Source organism: Methylobacterium sp. 001424705 (assembly GCF_059816145.1).
Genome location: NZ_JCBANU010000010.1, coordinates 16,134 through 36,721, shown reverse-complemented (window position 1 = coordinate 36,721; position 20,588 = coordinate 16,134). Strand labels below are relative to the sequence as shown.

Sequence of the window (20,588 nt, the reverse complement as noted above, 5' to 3'; positions counted from 1 at the left end):
CACGGATGCATGGAGGGCGGTGCTTCCTTCGTTGTAGGGTGCCGGGCGGGTTGTCACAAGGAGAGCGACGCAGATGTCGATACGGACAAATCTCTTAGATCGAAGCAAGGAAGCGTTGAGCATTCCACGTGCTTCACCCTTGTCCATACTCGCTTAACGCTCACTCTTAAGCTGGCCTGAGGAGGTTAGACGTAAATCTGCTTGTCATAGACGGGTGGCCCATAGAGGTTGCCGGCGCCAACAGGGTGTACGAGCCATGAACACTTTCGCGAACATGAACGACATGTCGGCGGATGCCACCTTCGTCGGCGCTGCCCCCGTTCTGACGCTGCCGCGTCTCCCGGTGATCGACCGCCTGGGCCCGGGGCGGCCCGCCGGCGTGGCCCTCGCCTACGCCGAGGATGATTCGGATGCTTGCGGCGAGGACCGCTTCGACCTCCTCCTCGTCGACGCCACCGGCCGGGTCGTCACCCGCCTCGGACCGTTCTGCGAGGACGAGGTCGTGGCACATTGGCGTGACGTCGCCGCCAAGTCGGGCCTGCCACGGATGATCGTCAAGGAGGACGGCGAACTCGCCAGCGTCTCGAACCAACTCGGCCCGGTGGCCCTGGGCCGGACCCGGACCCGCCGCCGTCACGGCCTCCTCAACGGCCGCCGCCCGCGCTTCCTCGTCCGCCGCAAGACCGGCGCGCTGCCGGTTCGTCCCCTGATCCATCGCGGCGAGAACGAGATCATCTCCGGCGCCCGCTGCTGAGCCGGGTCGCCGGATCCCGAGCGAGACTCAGAGGATGTGCGTCACGGCGGCATCCGCCGCGAGGCCGAGAAACAGGATCAGACCCGCTTCCCGATTGGAGCGGAAGAGCGTCAGGGCACCGCGCCCGTCGCGCGTGTCGAGGCGCAGCACCTGTCGCCCGAGATGGGCGCCGAACAGGGCGACGCCGAGCAGGCCCACGGGGCCTGCGCCCGCCAGGACCGCAGCGAGCGCGACGAAGCCGACGCTGGTGCCGTAGCACAGACCGATCGCCCCCCGCATCCGGCGCCCGAAGAAGCGGGCCGATGAGCGGATGCCCGCGATCTCGTCGTCCTCGATATCCTGTACGGCGTAGATCGTGTCGTATCCGATCACCCAGGCGATGGTGCCCGCGTAGAGCAGCAGGGCCGGCACATCGAGGCGTGCGAACACCGCGACCCAGCCCATCAGCGCGCCCCACGCGAAGGCGAGGCCGAGGACCGCCTGCGGCACCGGCATGACGCGCTTCATGAAGGGATAGATCGCCACCGGGACCAGCGAGGCGATGCCGACGCCGATCGCCGGACCGTTGAACTGGAGCAGTACCGCGAGGCCCATCAGGGCCTGCAGCACGAGGAAGACGGCGGCTTGGCGCGCCCGGACCTGGCCCGAGGGCAGGGGGCGCGAGCGGGTGCGCTCCACCTGGGCGTCTAGGTCCCGATCGGCGATGTCGTTGTAGGTCGAGCCCGCACCCCGCATGGCGACGGCGCCGACGAAGAACAGGGTCAGATGGATCGGGTGAGGGAAAGCGGCACCGGACCGGATGGCCGCGAGGGAGGCCGACCACCAGCAGGGCAGAAGCAGGAGCCACCAGCCGATCGGCCGGTCGATACGGGCGAGGCGCAGGTAGGGCCGGGACCAGCGCGGCGCGATCCGGTCGACCCAATGTCCCGCCACCGCATCGGCGACGCGGCGGTCAGCGTGCGGGGAGCTCACGCTGTCCATGGACGCACGGGCGCGTCGGGCCGACTCGTCCGGAAAGGTTTCAGCACCGGATCAGAGGGCGCCCTGCGGCATCTTCAGGCTGCCCGTGAGTCCGGGGCCGCCGAGGAGGCCACCGCCGCCGCCGTTCTGGGCCTGCGCGCGGGCCTGGGCTTCCATCTTGGAGGCCTGGGCCGCGACGGTGCAGACCTTGGTCTTGATGCCCGACACCTTGAGGTGGTCGGCCTTGAAGCCTTCCGCGAAGGAATCCGGGATCGAGCACCACTCCTTGTTGGCGGTGATCCACTTCAGGCCGGCGGTGCCGTTGGCCTGGAGCTTGCCGAACAGGGTGCAGGCCTCGGCCGGCGTCATCTTCTTCTTCGAGTTCGACGCGGCGTTCGCCTTGCCGATCAGGTCCTTGCGGGCCTGGAGGGTCTGCTGGATCTCGCCGCACTCGGCGGACTGCGCGAAGGCCTGTTCGCTGAAGAGCGCCGTGCCGGCGAGGGCGACGGCCAGCGTCGCGATGGTCTTGAACGACATGCCTTGAGATCCTTTCTCCCCCCATCCGCGATCCGATGGGGGTGAGCCCGGCGACCGGATGCGGAATGGCCTTATGCGTGCCCGGAAGCGCACAAGAGTTCGCGCCTTTCGGTCTTGGTTTCGTTTCGGCATAGGAATGTGGCGTCTTTCGAGCCGCAAACGCCGGGTCGCATTCGAACGTGGATTTACGGCGCAATGTTGCCGCGTGTTGCGGCTTTGCATCAGCTGCTGCGGTTCGGGACCGCGCCGTTGACAGCCGACCCACCCCACGCGACCACGCCGGGTATGGCCGCTTATGACTTCACCGCCCCACGCCTCTTCGTCGAGGCCGACCTCTCCGTCGGATCGACGCTGCCCCTCGACCGGGCGCAGGCGAACTACCTCCTCAACGTCCTGCGGCGCGGGCCCTCCGATCCAGTTCTCCTGTTCAACGGGCGCGACGGCGAATGGCGCGCAGAGATCGCCCCGACCGGGCGCAAGAGCGCGGACCTGATCGTGCGAGAGCGCACACGCCAGCAGCCGCCACGCGCGGACCTTCACTACCTGTTTGCGCCGTTGAAGTCGGCCCGGCTCGACTACCTGGCCCAGAAGGCGGTGGAGATGGGGGCGGGTACCCTTCGCCCTGTCTACACTCGCTATACCCAGAGCGAGCGGCTGAATGTCGATCGCCTGCGCGCGAACGCCATCGAGGCCGCCGAGCAATGCGGCATCCTCGAACTGCCGGAGATCCAGGAGGCGGCCAAGCTCCCGGCGGCGCTCGCAGACCTCAACCCCTTGCGCCTGCTCGTGTTCTGCGACGAGGACGCCCCGGTTTCGGATCCGATCCTGGCTCTCCGGCAGGCCGCCGATCCCGCGGCCGCCCCGCCTCTCGCGGTGCTGATCGGACCCGAGGGCGGGTTTTCACCGGACGAGCGCGCCATGATCCTGGAACGTCCGAACACGGTGGCCCTCTCCCTCGGTCCGCGCATCCTGCGGGCCGACACGGCGGCGGTGATGGTGCTGGCCCTGATTCAGGCGGTGCTCGGCGACGCTCGCTGAGGCGTCGCTTGCCCGCGTTGTTCGCGCGGGTCCCGTGGCCTATGAGGCGCGTTGACCCGATGTAAGGGGCCACGCCGCTGCGGTCCGGCGCGCCTCTCCTTTGAACGACCTTCCTGAAGAGGCAGCGCATGGCGCGCGACACGTCCGATACGACGCCCCTGACCACGCGGGACGAGCTCATCGCCTGGTTTGCGGAGGGCGAGAAGCCGCGCGCGCGCTTCGCGATCGGCACCGAACACGAGAAGGTGCCCTTCTACCGCGACGGACACCGCCCGGTCCCGTATGCGGGTGAGAAGGGCATCCGGGCGCTGCTGGAGGGGCTCGGCCGCGAGACCGGCTGGGAGGCGATCGAGGATGCCGGCCACCTGATCGGTCTCGCCGGTGCCGAGGGCGGCGCCATCTCCCTGGAGCCCGGCGGACAGTTCGAGCTCTCCGGTGCACCGCTGGCCGACGTGCACGCGACGGCCACGGAGTTGCGGACGCATCTCGAGGCGACGACCCGGGTTGCAGACGGTCTCGGCATCGGCTTCCTCGATCTCGGCATGAGTCCGAAATGGACGCGGGAGGAAACCCCCGTGATGCCGAAGAGCCGCTACAAGATCATGGCGGCGTACATGCCCAAGGTCGGCAGCCTCGGCCTGGACATGATGCTGCGTACCGCCACCGTGCAGGTGAACCTCGATTTCGCCTCCGAGGCCGACATGGTGGCCAAGATGCGCGTCGCCCTGGCGCTGCAGCCGGTGGCAACCGCCCTCTTCGCCAATTCGCCTTTCACGGATGGGCGTCCCAACGGCTTCCTATCGCGCCGGTCCGAGATCTGGCGCGACACCGATGGCGACCGCACTGGCATGCTGCCGCGGGCTTTCGAGCCCGGCTTCGGCTACGAATCCTACGTCGACTGGCTGCTCGACATGCCGATGTACTTCGTGAAGCGCGGCGAGACCTACCATGACGTCTCCGGTGCCTCGTTCCGCGACTTGATGGCCGGCCGGCTCGCGACGCTGCCGGGGGAGCGCGCGACGGTGTCGGATTGGGCCAACCACGCTTCGACCGCCTTCCCGGAGGTCCGGCTCAAGCGCTTCATCGAGATGCGCGGATCCGATGTGGGCGGTCCGTCGATGATCGCTGCGCAGGGTGCTTTCTGGGTCGGGTTGCTCTACGACGAAGCCTCGCTTGCGGCGGCCTGGGACATCGCCAAGAACTGGAACGCCTGCGACCGGGAGGGGCTGCGCGCCACCGTTCCCCGCCTCGGTCTGGCCGCCCGCATCGCGGGTCGATCCCTCGGGGCGGTGGCGGCCGAGGCGCTGACGATCGCCCGCGCCGGGCTTGTCGCCCGGGCGCGACGCGACGCTCAAGGGCGGGACGAGACCCATTTCCTGCAGCCGCTGGAGGCCATCGTCGCCGCCGGACGCTCCCTCGCCGAGGAGCGCCTCGTCGATTACGAGGGCCGCTGGCAGCGCTCCGTGGAGCCTGCCTTCACCGAATGCGTCTTCTGAACGACTCGCGCCATCGCAGCCGGGCACATTCGCCGGCAAAAGCGCGAAGGTGCACGAAAACACCCGCCATCCTGGCTTGACTGTTGCGTATTTGGAACGGATCGCCAATTTTGCCGTTTCCAGAACTTACTCTTCCTGTGACGGAGAACGCTCGCATGTCGCGCATCTTGTCCTTCGCCCTCGCGGGCACCACTGCCATCGGTCTCTCGGCCGGTTCCTTCACCGCCGCTCAGGCCGCCCCGATGCCGACGCTCAGCGCCGCCCAGGTCGGTGGCGGCGCGGCCATCGAAACCGTGCGCTATCGTGGCTATGGCCGGGGCTATCACGGTGGCTACCGTCGCGGGCCCGGAGTCGGCGGCGCGCTCGCGGCCGGTGCGGCCCTCGGCATCATCGGTGGCGCCATCGCCGCCAGTCAGGCCCCGCGCTACGGCTACTACGATCGCGGCTACGTCGGAACGGGCTACGGCTATGGCTACGGCGCGCCCGCCTATGGCTACTATGCCGCCCCGTCTTACGGTTATGGCTACGGCTATCCGGCCTACGGCTACGGTTACTGACGTCTCGCCGTCCGGGTGCGCTTTGCGCCCGGACCGGACGTCCATGATCCCGCTGACGGTCGAAGCCATCGGCGGGATTTTTCATTCCTTCAGGGGCTAGAGCAGCGGTGAGCGGGAAAGCTGCGGGCTGGGATGCGTTGCCAATGACGGACGGAGGCAGCGAGACCGAGCACCTCGACCTCACCGGCTTGAAGTGCCCCCTGCCGGCCCTGCGGACCCGGAAAGCCCTGCGCCGGATGCCGTCCGGCGCCGTCCTGGTGGTGACGTGCACCGATCCGATGGCGGTGATCGACATTCCGCATCTGGTCAGGGAGGAGGGCTACACCCTCCTCGCGCAGGAGCGGGACGCGGATCGGATGACGTTTACGATCCGCAGAGGCCGCACAATCCCCGAGATTGTTGCCGAAAACACGCGCCTCACGCCTCATTGATGCGCCAACGCTCTGTTAGGGCCCTCCCATCCGGTCGCCGCAGCCTCGGCGATCCGACGGGGGAGAGCAGAATGGCGCCGATTATCCGCGGCACCCGAATCGTGCACGACGGCTGGAGCCGGTTTCTCGTCGCCGAGGTGACGATGGACGACGGCACACGCCTGGCGCGCGAGATCGAGGATCACGGACGGGCGACAGCGGTACTGCCCTACGACCCGACCCGGCGGGTCGCCCTGCTGGTCGAGCAGTTCCGGACCCCGGCCTTCTATGCGGCTGGGGTGACCTCCGTGCTGGAGGTCCCGGCCGGCCTCCTCGACGAGTCGGAGCCCGAGGAAGGCGCACGGCGCGAGGCCTACGAGGAGACCGGCCTGCGTCTCGGTGCCCTCGAACCGGTGACCTGCGGCTGGAGCATGCCGGGAATCTCGACCGAGCAGATGGACCTGTTCCTGGCCCCGTACGAGGCGCCCGACCGGGTCGGTCCCGGCGGCGGCCTTGCCGGGGAGTATGAGGACATCACCGTTCGCGAGATGGCCCTGAGCGAACTTGCGGCCATGACGGATCGCGGCGAGGTCACCGACATCAAGACCCTGGCATTGATCCTGACCCTACGCCTGCGGCATCCGCACCTGTTCGCCGCGGCCTGATACCTCCTCGACGCTTCAGGGCGTATCGGGCGCGCGCCGCGCGTTGGGGGTCGGACGCGGCCGGGCAGCATGGGGAGGCTGGCGGGATGTCCCGAGCAGCGATCGGCGCAGGGCAATTCCGATCAGCCCCCAGGAGCGGACGAAGTAGCGGCGGAACAGCCGGTGCGGCGCGTGCCAGAACCGGAAGAACCACTCGAGCCCGAAGCGCTGCATCAGGGCGGGCGCGCGGGGCACCAGCCCGGCCGCGACGTTCAGCGCTTCACCGACGGCCAGGACCACGGGACCGCCGAGGGCATTTCCTTGGCGGTCGACCCAGATTTCCGAGCGCGGCGCACCGACGCCGAAGACCAGGAGAGTCGTCCCGTGCGCCTGCACGGCCGCACAGAGTTGCGCCCCATAGGTCTCATCGTTCTCGAATCCGAAGGGCGGCACCGTGAAGGCGATCGAAGCGCGCGGGATCCCTTCCGCCACCAGGCGCTCGGTGAGATGGAGCCCGACGGCCTCCGTCGAGCAGACGAGGAAGATCTGCTGGCCGGCAGGCCATGGCGCAGCGAAGGCGGCCGCGATCAGGTCGTGGCCCGTGACCCGCTGTGCCGATCGGCCCCCGCGGAGCCGGGCGAGCCAGACGAGGGGCATGCCGTCGAGGGTGTGAGCGACGGCGCCCTCATACGCTTTCCGGAACGCCGCGTTCTCCGATAGCGTAACGATGTGATCGAGGTTCGCGGTGACGATCATGCGCGGCCGAGTCGCCGGCTGGCGGGCCGAGGTCGCGAGGATGTCGGAGGCCGATCCGGGCGTGAACGTGATGTCGAATAAGCGAACGCTCATGTCATCGCCTTTGGGACCTGTCCCGTGCGCACCCCGAGGATGAGCGACGGGAACCCGGGGCTGATCCATCGCGCCTCGGGGGAGGCTGGCGCGGGGGAGGTTTGAGGGGATCGATCGTGGGAGCCGTGGCGGACGGCGCTGCGTTCAGGCATCGACAGCTCGGAAGCTGCGGGCCCCGGTCGACCCGCTCGTCCGAGGCGGACGGGTCATCACGCGTCGGTCGCGACGGGCCCCGAGCCAGAGAGCGGCGGCGGCGCCGAGACCCATGCCCAGTAGCAGGGCGAGCGGCAGCACCAGCTTGGGGGAGGGTGGCCAGGCTCGGCTCCGCGGCGGCGTCGCCGTCGAAATGACCCGCACGTTGGAGCTGTTCACGCGCTCCTGTTCGTTGGTCTCCCGTGAGCGGCGCAGGAATGCCTCGTAGATCGACCGCCGGGCATCGAGCTCGCGCTCGAGTTCGCGCAGGCCGACATTGGCGCGATCGTTGCCCGCCGTCTCGGTCTTGGCCCGCTCCAGGCTCCGGCGTACGGCGGACTCGCTCGCCACGGCCCGGTCGTAGTCCTTCTGCGAGGTGTCGATGATGCGCTCCTTCTCGCGCTGGATCAGGCGTTGGAGATCGCGCTGCTGCGCATACTGGTCGGCCATGGCCGGGTGGCGGTCGCCGAGGCGCTGGGCGAGTTCCGCGGTGTTGCGCGAGAGCGTCGCGTATTGCTGCCGCAGGTTCTGCATCTCGAGGGATTGCAGCATCTCCGGCAGGGCGGTCCCGGCTTCGCCGGTGCGCATGTGCCGCGCCTGATCGAGGCGGGCCTTGGCCTCGGCCATTTTCAGGGTCGCGGTGACGAGCTGTTGGTTGAGGTCGCTGAGCTGCTGGTCGCTCAGGAGGCGCCCGCTCGACGTCACCAGCTTGTTCGTCACCCGATATTGCAGGACCCTGCGCTCGGCCTCCTCGACCGATTGGCGCAGCGTCGTCAAACGGCCCGACAGGGCCTCGGAGACACGGCGCGCCGCATCGGTGCGCGCTGCCGCATCCTCCGCGAAATACGCGTCCGCGATGGCATTGGCGATCCGGGCCGACTTCTCCGGGTCCCGGGTCTGGACGTAGACGTCGATGACGAATGTCCGTTCGGCCCGACGCACGCCGAGCTTGAGGCGGAGGTTGTCGAGGGCGAGATTGACCGGCTCGCGGCTCGCCGGCGGCGGCTCCATGCCGAGGAGCGCCTTGAGGCTCAGCACCAGAGGATTTGTCGAGGCTGCGGGAACGAACTCCTCGTCCCGCGTCAGATCGAGGCGGTCGATGACTCGCCGCAGGACGTTGTCGGACTGCATCACCCGCGTCTGGCTCTCGGCGATCGAGACGCCGCTATCCGCCTGGGGCTGCCGGTTGCTCAAGTCGTTCTGGATCACCGGAAGATCGGCCGGATCGACCAGGATCTGCGTCACGGCGGTGTAAGTCGGTGTCACGGCGTTCAGCAGCACCACGGCGAGGATCACGGCCGCGAGCCCGCCGAGCAGGATCACGCCGGTGCCGCGCCACAGGCGACGCAGGATCAGGCCGCTGTCGAGCCCGCTCGGTACTCTGGTCTCGAGGATCACCGGCTCGCCACGGACCGGGCTTCCGAAGTCGAACATCTGTCTCGTCTCCCGACCTGGTCGCCGCTCGCGCGGTTCTTGTCTTCCGCCTCGAACAACTCTGTTCCAGTTTTGTCGCCGGTCTGTTTCGAAACGGAACAGGCGCCCACCGAAAAGTCCTCAACAACGTCGTCTGCGCAGAACCTATGCCAAGGGAGCTGCTGCGCTGTGCGTCGCGATGGCCGCACCCCACGATGTTCTCGTCCAAGCCGGGAATCGAGATGATATTGGCAAGAACAGGCTTGATGACAGGTTGCGATCTACGTAGTCCGCCGGACCTTCGTCATTTGCCTGTGCACAACTGCGCCCGACGTCATGCTGGGTCATGATTGGGTGGCTGTACGAGCCGATCTTCCGCGACCTCGTAGGCGGATGGGCCGACCTTTAGAAATGTCGAGAAACACGCCGCGTCCCCGGCGGCCAAGCGGTTCCAGCGTGCCACGTTGGCCCGGGCGGCCGCCGGGACCGCTGCGAATGCGGGATTCTCGACCCAAGCGAGGATCGCGGCCGCGGCACCCTCCGGATCGGAGGGTTCGATCTGCAAACCGGAGCCGGCCAGGACTTCGGAGAAGACCGGTCCGTGCGGTGAGACGACCGGAAGCCCGCCGTGCTGAGCCTCGAGGAGCGGCAACCCGAGCCCCTCGGCCTTCGAAGTCGAGAGCAGGAGATGACACCGGGCGACGAGGCCGCGCAGGGCCCCGTCGTCGAGATAGCCGTGCAGGGTGAGGAACGGCGGCGGTGCGGCGAGAAACGCATGGTGTCCCCAGCCGACCCGGCCGACCACATGGAGTTCCGCCGCGACCCCGCCCGCATTCAGGGCTGCGACGATCGCGAGCGCGGACGGGTAGTCCTTCCGCGGCTCGATGGTCCCGATGCAGAGCAGCCGAAGCGGCATGCCGGGGGCGGGCGGCGGGCCTGCGGGCAGGTCGGTGAGTCCGAATACATCGCGCACGGCGGGCCGCAGCAGGGCCACCAGGGCCTCGCGGGCGCAGAAGGTCCTTACCGCCTCTCCGGTGGTGCGGGAGTTGACGAGGAAGGTGCGCCCGAAGCGCAGCGCGAAGGCGAAGCTCGGCGCCATGTAGAGGCGGCTCTTCCAGCTGAGGTCGTTTGGGCGCGTCAGCAGAAAGGTGTCGTGCACATACGTGATGCATTGGCGACGGCGCAGGACCGAGAGCGGCCCCGGGGGGAACCCCGGAAAGAGGAACAGGGCCGAGGGATCGCGCAGGGCCCGTAGGGGCAGGCCGAGATGCTGGGCCGCGATCATGCCGGCGATCCCGCGCGCCCGGACCGTGGTGACAGGGTGCGGATGGAGCGTGTCGGACGTGAACAGGTCGAGGGCGACGCGCTCGATCCCGGTGACGTGCCCGCGCAGATGGGTGTGATCGAGATAGAGGCGGCGCGGCTCGGACGGCACGGTCATCGCGCCTCTCCGCCGGGAACGGGCCGGAACGTTCTCCGAAGCGCCGCGACCGCGTAGAGGAGCCGGCGCAGCCACGGCGGCATGTCGCGACCCACGAGAGCGTGCTTGGCCCGCCGGGCCAAGCGGACTCCCCGCGACGCGTCGCCGGGGATCAGGCCCGTACGTCCGGGCGCGCGGTCCAACGCCATCGCGAAGGTCGACAGCATCTCCGGCGCGAAGCGGAGACGTCCGGCCCCGGCCGAGGCCGGCAGGATCCCGCGCGCGACGAACACGTCGTTCAGGCGCATCGCACAGGCGGCGTGGCTGTTGCGGCTCTCGAGGGCGATCCGCCCCAGGGCTCCCAGGCGTCTGCGCTCGGAAGCATCGGCGATCAGCGCTCGGAGTGCGTCCTCGAGGGCGCCCCCGTCCGGTGAGACGAGGCGGCCCGAGACCCCGTCCAGGACGGCGGTGGCGAGACCGGTAGTGCGATAGGCGACGGTCGGAGTTCCGCACAGCCCGGCTTCGACGGGGGTTTGGCCGAACGTCTCCTGGCGGCTCGCCGTGATGGCGAGATCACAGGCACCGTACCAGGCTGCCAGCGTCGCCTCGTCGCCGATGGGACCCGCCGCGATCAAATCCGGGATTCCCAGGGAATCCGGATCGTCGAGCCGCCCGACCGCGACGAAACGGAGCCCCGGCCGGGCGACCCGGCGCAGGATCGCGGTCAGCTCGGTGGTCCCCTTGCTGGGCGCGTCCGCGATCACGGCGGCGAACATGACGAGGACGTCACCGGACGGCAAGCCGAGTTCGCGCCGCAGGGCTTCCCGCGATCCGGGCCGGAACACCCCCGTCGGAAAAGCCAGGTCGATGCGGTGGACGCGTGTCCCCTCCGGCGCCAGCGCGCGCGCCGCGGATTCCGACCAGTCGGAGGCCGCGAGCAGGAAGGGTCCCTCGGGTCCCGCGAGGATCGCCTGCTTTTCCGCATAAACGCCGGCGATCCGCTGCGGCAGCAACTGCGGATAGGCGTTGGGCGAGGGGCAGCGGGCGTCGCATCCCTCGGCGATGATCGGGCAGCCGGACGGGGAGGCGCAGCGCCCGGTGACGGGGAAGAGATCGTGCAGAACGGCGGCGACCGGAACGGTGCGGGCGAGCCGCCCCAGGATCGTGGTGCGGCGGGTCGCGCCATGAAGGTTACCCGCCAGGACAACATCGTAGCTGCCCTGCGACAGGGCATGCTCCGTCTGCGGAAACCGCTCGACCCACTCGGCCGCGGCCGGCGGCGATTCTGCCCCGAGGCAGTGATCGCCGACGGCGTGGCCGGCAAGGGCAAGCGCATCGCATAGGCGCCGGTGGGCGATCCCGGCGCCGCCAAGCTGACCCTGGTCGGTCAGGCTAGCCACCGAGAGGCCGGAGGCCATCGCGGGCGCAACGTTGCCCGGCGCATAGTGCAGGAGCACCGGTCGGCCTACGCGTGCGAGTGCGGCGCCCTGTCGGACGAGGTGGGGCCAGAGGGCGGCTACTGGATGCGCGGCCTCGGGGTCGAGGCCGCCGGCGGCCTGCACGCAGGAGCGCTTGAGCAGAACCTCGCCGCCGGTGAAGGGAGCGAGCGGCCCGTCCGGCGGCGCGGGATCGACGAGCGTCCCCGGCGCCGCCGCCGGTGCGTCGAGACCGAGTGGTCCCATATCGAAGACGACTCGCAGGCCGACGACGACATCGGCGCCACTGAGAAGGAATTGCAGGCCGAGGGCCGCGAGCGCATCCGGGGCCAGAAGATCCCCCGGACGAAGGACCAGAAGAGCGTCCCACCCCTCGTCCGCGACGATGACGGGCAACTGCACCGCGCCCTCTGCCAACGGGATGAGGTCGTGGCGGAGGTTCGGATAGCCCTGAGCCTCCACGGACGCCCGGGTGGCGGCGAGCGGCCCGTCGCACGAGCTATGGACCAGCGTGACGACACGCAGGCGAGGCCAGGCACGATTCGTCAAGGGCGGAACGACCAGAGCGGGACGGGGTGGTCCGAAGGGCCAGGCCGCGATGCCATGCGCACGGGGTCCGAAGCGGTCCGCGACTCCATCGACCGTCGGCTGCGCGACGGATCTGTCCGATAAGTCCGTCACGCTTGCCCGATCACCCTTCGCCCGACCACTGCTTGCCTGGGCGCCGTCGGGAATGCCGAGGGCCGCCGCACAGGATGCGGGGGAAGATCTGAATCGTCCGTATGCGCGGAGCTGAATTCCGGCGGACGACCCCGACGTACCCCCAACGTGCGATCGCCTCACTCCAGACGGACAGTCCGAGCGGACAGGGGCTTGCCTGTCACGCGAACGCGCGGGCCGAATTTTCAGGCGAAGAGGGACGTCGATCGGCCGAGATCGTGACGTCGCGAGGCGCTCCCGTCAGGATAATTCGCACGAAAAGCCGGACAGCTTCTGGTGTTCGATGATCTCGGGAAAGACAGGGTCTTGATGATACTGGTCGGAGTGGCAGGATTTGAACCTGCGACCCCCACGTCCCGAACGTGGTGCGCTACCAGACTGCGCTACACTCCGACAACGCCGGCTTGGTGGGCCGGCGAGCGGACGTATAGCGAGCCCTCCTCCGGGCCGCAAGCGCTTCCTTGCGGGAAATTGTCGGACGAGGCCGTTCTCAAGCCCGCGCGGCCCAGTCCTTCGGGAGGTGGTATCGGTGGCAGGACTGGCCGGGCAGCGGGATAGCGACGGCACCGGCTGCCTCCGTTCCAAGGTCGAGGTCGGAGAGCGACCATCCGGAGGCCACGGGGTCCATATCCTCCCAGGCGATGGCAGGGCCGGAAGGATCACCGGCGCTGACGTCGAAGCCGTCGAGCGCGCCCATCAAGCCGGTGCCCAGCGCCTTCACCACGGCCTCCTTCCGCGTCCAGAGCCGAAAGAACGTCGGCCCCTGGCGGGACTGCGGCACCTGTGTCAGGGCCGCGATCTCGTTCCGATGGAAATGGGCGCGCGCGATCGTGAGCGGGTCGCCAACCGGCCTGATCGCCTCCACGTCGACACCGATCGGGGCGGCAGTGGAGATGCCCACCAGTGCAAGAGATCCCGAATGCGACAGGTTGAAGTGAAGGCCTGCCCGAGGATGTGACGCCAGGACCGGCCGTCCGCCGGCTTCCCGCGCGAAAATCAGGTCCTGAGGCCGCCGATCCCCATATCCCGCGAGGATCAAGCGAAGCGCCGCGTGGCTTTCAACGAAGCGCGCACGATCCTCGGCCCGCAGGAAACGGTCGGCGCGGTCGTGCTCCTCCTGCGACAGCCAAGCGGATTGTTCGGGAGGAAGGGCCATGCGAAGCGCGAGGTCGATCCGCCAGACTGCCGTACCGGCACCGGGGCAAGGCACGGCACCATTCCAACCCCGGGCGGCGGGCGTCGCCTCCTCCGCGACACCGTGCGCCGCATCATTCACGATGAGCCGATCCATCCAACTGCGGTCATTGCCCCAGTCAAGCCCGTATGGTGAGCGTGGACAGTGCTTTAAGCTGGTCCGCGCAACCCGCGAAAGCCCACGTTTCGCGGGGCTTCGCGAAGCGCCGACAACGTCTCAAGCGTAGACGTTGCCACCGGTCTGGGGAAAGCGCTCGGCCAGGGCGCGTCGCAACTTCTCAAGAGCGCGATTCTCGATCTGCCGGACCCGCTCCTTCGAGATGCCGAGCCGATGACCAAGGGCCTCGAGGGTCGCTTGGTCCTCTGCGAGACGGCGCTCCTTGAGGATGCGCAGCTCGCGTTCGGACAGAACAGTCAGGGCCTCGTTCAGCCAGATCAAACGGCGCTCGCCGTCCACCGTCGCGGAGACCGTCTCATCCGGAAGCGCGGCTCCGTCGACGAGGAAGTCCATGCGCTCGGAGGAGGCTTCGCTCTCCTCGCCAACCGGCGCGTTCAGGGACATGTCGGGGCCCGAGAGCCGGGCGTCCATCAGGGCCACGTCCTCCCGGGACACGCCGATGGCCGTCGCGATGCGTCGGTGGATCTCGTCGCCGACATGCTCTTCGGTCGACTGCATAAGGCGGGCGCGCAGGCGACGCAGATTGAAGAACAGCGCCTTCTGGGCGGAACTCGTGCCACCACGAACGATGGACCAGTTGCGGAGGATGTAGTCCTGGATCGAGGCCCGAATCCACCACGTGGCGTAGGTGGAGAAGCGAACTTCGCGCTCGGGCTCGAAGCGGGCCGCCGCCTCCATCAGGCCCACATGGCCCTCTTGGACGAGGTCGGCCATGGGAAGGCCGTAGTGCCGAAAGCGCCCGGCGATCGCGATGACGAGACGCATGTGCGCCGAGATCAGCCCATGCAGGGCTCGCTCGTCGCGCTCGTCCTTCCAACGGACGGCGAGACCCCGTTCCTCATCCCGCGCAAGGAAGGGCGCCTCCATCGCCGTGCGTATGAACTGCCGCCGTATCCCTGCGATGTCCGCCATTCCCGCCTCCGCCTCGATGAAACGTGTGCTTCTGACCACAAGTCGACGTCGCCGATGGTAATCGGGCAGAGGACCTGTGCCTGGCAACGCGACAACCCGAGGTCGCCGGGATGGTTCCGCAGGCGGCTTGCTTCACACGGTCTCGTGAGCGTGCGACGCGTCGCCGTCTCGACCATGAAAAAAGCCCGGCGCGTGCGCGCCGGGCTTCGGGAAACGGGGTGTCCCGGACTGCGTCCGGGATGATGGGTCTGGTGGTCAGGCCGCCTCTTCCTGCAGGTCGTCGCCCTCGGCTTCGCCTTCCGCCTCGGCCTCGCCCTTGGCGCGGCGCGGGGACTTGGCAAGGCTCTGCTCGATGAGCTTCAGGGCCTCGGTCTCGGTGATGCGGTTCACCGACGAGATCTCGCGCACGACCCGGTCGAGGGCCGACTCATAGAGCTGACGCTCGCTGTAGGACTGCTCGGGCTGAGCCTCGGAGCGATAGAGGTCGCGCACCACTTCGGTGACCGAGAGGAGGTCGCCAGAGTTGATCTTGGCCTCGTATTCCTGGGCGCGACGCGACCACATGGTCCGCTTGACCCGGGCGCGGCCGGTGAGGAGATCCAGGGCTTTCTTCACGAGATCCGGCTCGGCGAGCTTGCGCATGCCGACGCTGTTGGCCTTGGCGGTGGGGACGCGCAGGACCATCTTGTCCTTCTCGAAGGACACAACGAACAGCTCAAGTTTATAGCCGGCGATCTCTTGCTCCTCGATGGCGGTGATGCGACCGACACCATGGGCTGGGTACACGACCGCTTCGCCGGTCTTGAAGCCTTGGCGGCCTGCCGTCGTCTTCTTGGCTGTGGTCATGCGAGAAGCGCCTCCAGAACATTGCGCGGCCTTGAACGCCGCGCCGAACCCTGTAATCCGGGGTGGGTCACCCGGCTTCAGCCCCTTGTCCGAAGGATCTGCATCAGTGACGCACAACCGCCGGTTCCCGGGCACGCCGATGATCGCGCAACGAGAGAGCGTTCGCCGAAAGCACCTGAGCCTTCAGCGATCGATCGCATGCGACCCCAGTCCACAGCTGAGTGTGAGACCCATCAAGTGATGGCTGGAGGCAGCACGTCGGGCACGAACGACGGCAGGCATTTGTGATAACACAAACCAGCCGACGAATCAAAGGATTGCCGGCGCCGGGCCATGGGATGGGCGACCGCGGGCCAGCCCTCCACAGCCTCTTCGTGAACGCTCCGTCAGGTGCGCGTCGTCCATGACGGACCGCACCGAACCCCCGCGCGGCGATCAGTCGCCGGTGCCGGGATTGGCCGAGAAATGCGCCTCGAACTTGCCGGCAACGCCGTCCCAGGTCTTGGCGTCTGCCGGAGCGTCCTTCTTCTGCGTGATGTTCGGCCAGGTTCGCGCGTAGTCCGCGTTCACCTTCAGCCAGGTCTCGAGCTTCGGCTCGGTGTCGGGCTTGATCGCCTCAGCGGGGCATTCCGGTTCGCAGACGCCGCAATCGATGCACTCGTCGGGGTGGATGACGAGCATGTTCTCGCCTTCGTAGAAGCAGTCCACCGGACAGACCTCGACGCAGTCCATGTACTTGCACTTGATGCAGTTGTCGGTGACGACGTAGGTCATGGGGCCTTCAGTCCTTGATCCGGGCATCGCCGGGAGCGTCCCGATGCCGATGCATGGTCGCTCGCGCAGATCGTTGCACGGATGCCTTAATGCGGGGTGGCGGTGATGCGGGGTCGCATGGGCAAGATGGAGTCGCGCTGGCTCTAGACCCTGTCCGAGGGGCTGACAAGCGCGTCAGCGGGCCTGCTGCACCACCGTGTCTCCGGTGTCGCGCGGGCGACACGGGCGGGCGGCCTATTCGAGGTCGCTCCCCACGATCCTATAGAGCTGCTGGGCCTCCGGCGCCGGGCCGCGCCGCTCGCCGAGATCCAGGATCCGGGCGATCACCGTGGCGTGCGCCGCGGCGACCGTCACCACATCGCCGAGGGCGACGGCGGTGGCGGACGCATCGACCCGCTTTCCATTCACCCGGACATAGCCATCGGTGACGAGGCGTGCCGCGAGCGATCGGGTTCGCGCGAAGCGCGCGAACCACAGCCATTTGTCGAGCCGCTGACGTCCCGGCTTCATTCCACCTCAACGCTTGCGGTCGGTCCCGGCCTCGAGCTGCGCCTTCAGGGCGGCGAGCTTGGCGAACGGCGAATCCGGATCCGGAGCCCGCTCGCGCCGCTGCGGACGCGGCTCGTCGCGGGGCGCCGCCCGTGGTTCGTCCCGACGCTCGGGTCGCGTGCGGCCCGGCTCGAAGCGCTCGCGGCGCTGCGGCCGCCCCCCATCCGGACGCCCCTCGCCGGGGCCGCCGCGGCGTCCCCCCTCAGGCCGATCCCCAGGCGGGCCACTGCGCGGACGGTCGCGGCCCTCGCCACTTCCACCGCCCGGACGGCGATGGTCGGGGCGCGCTTCGCCCGCGGCGCGGTTCGGGGCGCCGCCGTCGCGGCTCTGGCCACGCGGACGATTCTGACGCGGGTTGGCATGGCGCTGGTGACGCTGAAGCCGCCAGACTTCGACGGTCGCGATCTCGGCCGTGGAAACGTCGGACGGCATCTCGCCGTCAGCCGTCTCGGCCTGAGCCTCCGCGGAGGCGTCCTCAGGCTGGGCGAAGTCGGCGTTCTCCGGCGGATGTTCCGTCGCCTCGGCGACAGCCGCGGCGTCGGCGACGGGCTGTGCCGCAGCGTCTTCGGCAGATTCGGCGACCGCGTCGGCCGCATCGTCCCGCGGCGGGCTGTCCTGAGACGAGGTCTCCTGGGTCGGGCTGGCCCCGGCGGCCTCTTCGGGAGCGTCGGCGGCAACGGAATCCTCGGTCGAGCCGGGGGCGATCTCGGGCTCGGCAATCTCGGCCGATGCCGCGCTCTCGCCGGCCGGAGTCGTGTCGGTCCCACTCTCGGGCGCCATCTCGCCCGCGGCCTCGGCCGGAGCATTCTCGTCGGCTGCCGTCTCGGGGCCGATAGGGTCGGTGCTGGCGGTCGCGGCGGGAACGATGGGCTGGGTCGCCGCCGCCGGGAGCAGCGGCACGGTGATCGCCGGGCCTGGACGGGTCTCGGGTGCGTAGCCGAGGGATTTGAGGATCGAGGCGAAATTCTCGCCGGAGCAGCCGACCAGGGAGGTCATGCCCACCGTCGCCACGAAGGCGTCGCCGTCGGCCGCGCCCATCGGGGCGTCGCCCGGCGTTGTGCCGGGGCGGTAGGCGATGGCCGGCCGGATCAGGTCGGCGAGGCGCTCGAGGATGTCCACGCGCACGGCGCGCTCGCCGCAGACCCGGAAGCCGGCCGCGCGGTACAGGCCCTTGGCAATCTCGGGATCGACCTTGATCGAAGTCCGGCCGGAGCTCGCCAGATGGGCGATCTCGTCGAGGCCGCGCTGGTCGAGGCCGCCGTTCTTCAGGGCCCAGAGCTGGGCCGCCAGGGTCCGGGGCGCCGGCTTGAGCAGGGCCGGCAGGAAGATGTGGTAGGCGCCGAAGCGGACGCCGTGGCGGCGCAAGGCTCCGCGTCCGTCCTGGTCGAGGGTGCGCATTTCCTGCATCACCTTGGCACGCTCCAGCACGCCCAGGGACTCCACCACCTGGAAGCCGATGCCCTTGGCGAGACCGGTGAGGTCCGCTGCGGTCTCGATCTCCATCAACGGGCCGAGGAGGCGCACCACGGTGGCCTTGAGCCAGGCGACGAGCCGGGCTTCGACTTTGTCGCGGGCCGGGCCGGTCAGCTGCTCGTCGGCGAGCAGGCGGACATGCGGCTCGAACAGCTTGTCGCCCGGCGTCAGCTTGGCCACCGGATCGCCGGTCCAGCGAATGACGCCGTCGTGGCTCAGCACGAGGGAGGCGTCCGCGGCCGACGAGAACCGCTCGGCGCGGGCCTCGATCTCGCCGCTGAGCGCCTTCTCGGCCGCGCTGCGCAGAGTCTTGGCCTCATGTCCTTCCGCACCGGGATCCGGAACGAACTGGAAGCCATGCAGATGGCCGACATGCTGGCCCTCGACGGTGACGTCCCCGCCGGCGGTGATCTCAGCTTCCAACATCGTATTCTCTCTCAGGCGCCGCATCAGGACGCTGGTGCGCCGATCGACGAAACGGCTCGCAAGGCGCTCGTGCAGGGCGTCAGACAGCCTGTCCTCTACCCGACGCGTCTCGCCCTGCCAATGCACTGGATCAACGAGCCAATCCGGACGGTTCGCCACGAAGGTCCATGTCCGCCCCTGCGCGATGCGCTGGGACAGCGCGTCGATGTCGCCGTCGGTGCGGTCGATCATGGCGACGTGCTTGGCGAACCAGTCGTCGGGGATGCGCCCCGCCATGCCGCGCATGAGGAAGCGGAACAGCTGGGCGACGAGGTCGGCATGGGTCTGCGGATGCACCTTCCGGTAGTCCGGGACGCCGCAGACGTCCCAGAGCCGGCGCACGTTGGCGGGGCTGTTGGCGAGGTCGCGGATGTCGTCCTCGCGCATCAGGATCTCGAGGGCCGACTGGTCCTCGCCCATGGGCGCGCGGGTGAGGCCTTTCTCGCGCGGGTGCTCGTCCAGGCTTTCCTGCAGCGCCTTCAGGGAGGAGAAGTCGAGGTCGGGATTGCGCCATTGCAGGACGCGCAGGGGCTCGAAGTCGTGGGTCTCCAGCGCCTCGATCATCTCGGGCTCGAAGGGCGCACACCGTCCGGTCGAGCCGAAGGTGCCGTCCGAGAGGTGGCGCCCGGCGCGGCCGGCGATCTGTCCCATCTCGGGCGGGGTCAGCTTGCGGAAGCGGGTGCCGTCGTATTTCCAGTTCGCCGCGAACGCGACGTGGTCCACGTCGAGGTTGAGGCCCATGCCGACCGCGTCGGTGGCGATGAGGTAGTCGACGTCGCCGGACTGATAGAGCTCCACCTGCGCGTTGCGGGTCCGCGGCGAGAGCGCGCCGAGCACCACCGCCGCGCCGCCGCGCTGGCGCCGGATCAGCTCCGCGATGGCGTAGACCTCCTCGGCCGAGAAGGCGACGATGGCCGAGCGGCGGGGCAGTCGGCCGAGCTTCTTCTCGCCCGCGAAGGTGAGCTGCGACAGGCGCGGTCGCGTCGTCGTGTGGACGCCGGGGATCAACGACTGCACCAGCGGCAGCATCGTCGACGATCCGATGAGCAGGGTCTCCTCCCGCCCGCGCTGGTGCAGCAGGCGGTCGGTGAAGACATGGCCCCGGTCCATATCGGCGGCGAGTTGGATCTCGTCGATCGCCACGAAGGCGACGTCGAGGTCGCGCGGCATCGCCTCGATGGTGGAGATCCAGTAGCGCGGTCGGTCCGGCTTGATCTTCTCCTCGCCGGTGACGAGGGCGACCTTGTCGACCCCCACCTTGGCGACGACCCGCAGGTAGACCTCCCGCGCGAGCAGCCTGAGGGGCAGGCCGATCATGCCGGTCGGATGGGCGAGCATGCGCTCGATAGCCAGATGAGTCTTGCCGGTATTGGTCGGCCCGAGCACCGCCGTGACGCCGCGTGCGCGGGCCTGCGGGGAGAGGGAGGGGCGGATCATGAGGTGGGGGCGGTCCCTTCGGCGAGGCCGGCAGGCTCAGGAACGGGGGAGACCGCCGCGGCGCCGTCAGGGTCGGCGCTGCCGTGGCGGCAGCGCCTCATATGGGTCGCCATCGCCCCGCCTGCCATCCCGTGGCGGCATGCCGGGTGTACCGAGACTCGGGTAGACTCCGATCTCGACGGGGGGCTGGCCCCCCTGCGGTGCGACATCGGCGCAGAGGGTGTCGGGCACCGCCGTGAGGGGGCCGCGCCGGGGCGGGCGGTTCTCGATCACCTGGGCCGACGAATAAGCATCGCCGCCGCAATCCGGGCCCGTGGACAGGCTCGCCTGCGCC

The 20,588-nt window shown here is 69.0% G+C and carries 18 protein-coding genes and 1 tRNA gene; 6 read left to right on the top strand and 13 right to left on the bottom strand.

Translation table 11 applies throughout. From position 1 onward, the window contains the following. Positions 1–256: 256 nt before the first annotated feature. Complete coding sequence (locus AC6EUL_RS09680; RefSeq protein WP_499869955.1) at positions 257–754, top strand: DUF6101 family protein; 498 nt, start codon at positions 257–259, stop codon at positions 752–754. A gap of 27 nt (positions 755–781) precedes the next feature. Here AC6EUL_RS09680 and ubiA read toward each other — a convergent pair whose 3' ends face one another. Further along, positions 782–1,735 carry a 4-hydroxybenzoate octaprenyltransferase gene (gene ubiA / locus AC6EUL_RS09675; protein WP_499869954.1) on the bottom strand — a complete coding sequence of 318 codons (954 nt, stop codon included), beginning with the start codon at positions 1,733–1,735 and terminating at the stop codon, positions 782–784. A gap of 51 nt (positions 1,736–1,786) precedes the next feature. Further along, a complete protein-coding gene (locus AC6EUL_RS09670) occupies positions 1,787–2,251 on the bottom strand; it encodes a hypothetical protein (RefSeq protein WP_056212170.1) in 465 nt (154 codons plus the stop codon). A gap of 285 nt (positions 2,252–2,536) precedes the next feature. On the opposite strand from AC6EUL_RS09670, the gene AC6EUL_RS09665 reads away from it, so the two are divergent. The 5 genes from AC6EUL_RS09665 to AC6EUL_RS09645 all read left to right on the top strand — a co-directional run bounded on the left by AC6EUL_RS09665 (position 2,537) and on the right by AC6EUL_RS09645 (position 6,417). Continuing rightward, positions 2,537–3,289 (top strand): 16S rRNA (uracil(1498)-N(3))-methyltransferase, encoded by a 753-nt coding sequence (locus tag AC6EUL_RS09665; protein WP_499869953.1) that lies wholly within the window; start codon positions 2,537–2,539, stop codon positions 3,287–3,289. A gap of 128 nt (positions 3,290–3,417) precedes the next feature. After that, positions 3,418–4,785, top strand: a complete 1,368-nt coding sequence (locus AC6EUL_RS09660; RefSeq protein ID WP_499869952.1) for a glutamate--cysteine ligase — start codon at positions 3,418–3,420, stop codon at positions 4,783–4,785. Positions 4,786–4,940: 155 nt separating this feature from the next. After that, the gene (locus tag AC6EUL_RS09655) at positions 4,941–5,342 is read left to right on the top strand and encodes a hypothetical protein (RefSeq protein WP_499869951.1); all 402 of its coding nucleotides are present in this window, start codon (positions 4,941–4,943) and stop codon (positions 5,340–5,342) included. Positions 5,343–5,485: 143 nt separating this feature from the next. Next, a complete protein-coding gene (locus AC6EUL_RS09650) occupies positions 5,486–5,773 on the top strand; it encodes a sulfurtransferase TusA family protein (RefSeq protein WP_499869950.1) in 288 nt (95 codons plus the stop codon). A 71-nt stretch (positions 5,774–5,844) separates the two neighbouring features. After that, positions 5,845–6,417 (top strand): NUDIX domain-containing protein, encoded by a 573-nt coding sequence (locus AC6EUL_RS09645; protein ID WP_499869949.1) that lies wholly within the window; start codon positions 5,845–5,847, stop codon positions 6,415–6,417. 15 nt (positions 6,418–6,432) lie between these two features. Here AC6EUL_RS09645 and AC6EUL_RS09640 read toward each other — a convergent pair whose 3' ends face one another. The 11 genes from AC6EUL_RS09640 to AC6EUL_RS09590 all read right to left on the bottom strand — a co-directional run bounded on the left by AC6EUL_RS09640 (position 6,433) and on the right by AC6EUL_RS09590 (position 20,254). After that, positions 6,433–7,245: a WecB/TagA/CpsF family glycosyltransferase gene (locus tag AC6EUL_RS09640; RefSeq protein WP_499869948.1), complete on the bottom strand. Its 813-nt coding sequence runs from the start codon at positions 7,243–7,245 to the stop codon at positions 6,433–6,435. 144 nt (positions 7,246–7,389) lie between these two features. After that, the gene (locus AC6EUL_RS09635) at positions 7,390–8,871 is read right to left on the bottom strand and encodes a GumC family protein (protein WP_056379089.1); all 1,482 of its coding nucleotides are present in this window, start codon (positions 8,869–8,871) and stop codon (positions 7,390–7,392) included. Between the two features lie 313 nt (positions 8,872–9,184). Next, positions 9,185–10,291 carry a glycosyltransferase gene (locus AC6EUL_RS09630; RefSeq protein WP_499869947.1) on the bottom strand — a complete coding sequence of 369 codons (1,107 nt, stop codon included), beginning with the start codon at positions 10,289–10,291 and terminating at the stop codon, positions 9,185–9,187. Next, positions 10,288–12,255: a glycosyltransferase gene (locus tag AC6EUL_RS09625; RefSeq protein ID WP_499869946.1), complete on the bottom strand. Its 1,968-nt coding sequence runs from the start codon at positions 12,253–12,255 to the stop codon at positions 10,288–10,290. Before AC6EUL_RS09625 ends, AC6EUL_RS09630 begins: the two co-directional genes overlap by 4 nt. Before the next feature lie 487 nt (positions 12,256–12,742). Then, a tRNA-Pro gene (locus tag AC6EUL_RS09620) sits at positions 12,743–12,819 on the bottom strand. 97 nt (positions 12,820–12,916) lie between these two features. Then, positions 12,917–13,717 carry a 4'-phosphopantetheinyl transferase family protein gene (locus tag AC6EUL_RS09615; RefSeq protein ID WP_082513923.1) on the bottom strand — a complete coding sequence of 267 codons (801 nt, stop codon included), beginning with the start codon at positions 13,715–13,717 and terminating at the stop codon, positions 12,917–12,919. A gap of 120 nt (positions 13,718–13,837) precedes the next feature. Then, positions 13,838–14,710: an RNA polymerase factor sigma-32 gene (locus tag AC6EUL_RS09610; RefSeq protein ID WP_055956812.1), complete on the bottom strand. Its 873-nt coding sequence runs from the start codon at positions 14,708–14,710 to the stop codon at positions 13,838–13,840. Between the two features lie 255 nt (positions 14,711–14,965). Continuing rightward, entirely contained in the window at positions 14,966–15,556 is a 591-nt protein-coding gene (locus AC6EUL_RS09605; RefSeq protein ID WP_056212152.1) for a CarD family transcriptional regulator, read from the bottom strand. Positions 15,557–15,991: 435 nt separating this feature from the next. Beyond that, positions 15,992–16,330: a ferredoxin FdxA gene (fdxA, locus tag AC6EUL_RS09600; RefSeq protein ID WP_056212150.1), complete on the bottom strand. Its 339-nt coding sequence runs from the start codon at positions 16,328–16,330 to the stop codon at positions 15,992–15,994. 234 nt (positions 16,331–16,564) lie between these two features. Next, on the bottom strand, positions 16,565–16,840 hold the full coding sequence (locus AC6EUL_RS09595) for an RNA-binding S4 domain-containing protein (protein ID WP_056380135.1): 276 nt from the start codon (positions 16,838–16,840) through the stop codon (positions 16,565–16,567). Between the two features lie 6 nt (positions 16,841–16,846). Next, positions 16,847–20,254 carry a helicase-related protein gene (locus AC6EUL_RS09590; RefSeq protein WP_499869945.1) on the bottom strand — a complete coding sequence of 1,136 codons (3,408 nt, stop codon included), beginning with the start codon at positions 20,252–20,254 and terminating at the stop codon, positions 16,847–16,849. Between the last annotated feature and the right edge of the window lie 334 nt (positions 20,255–20,588).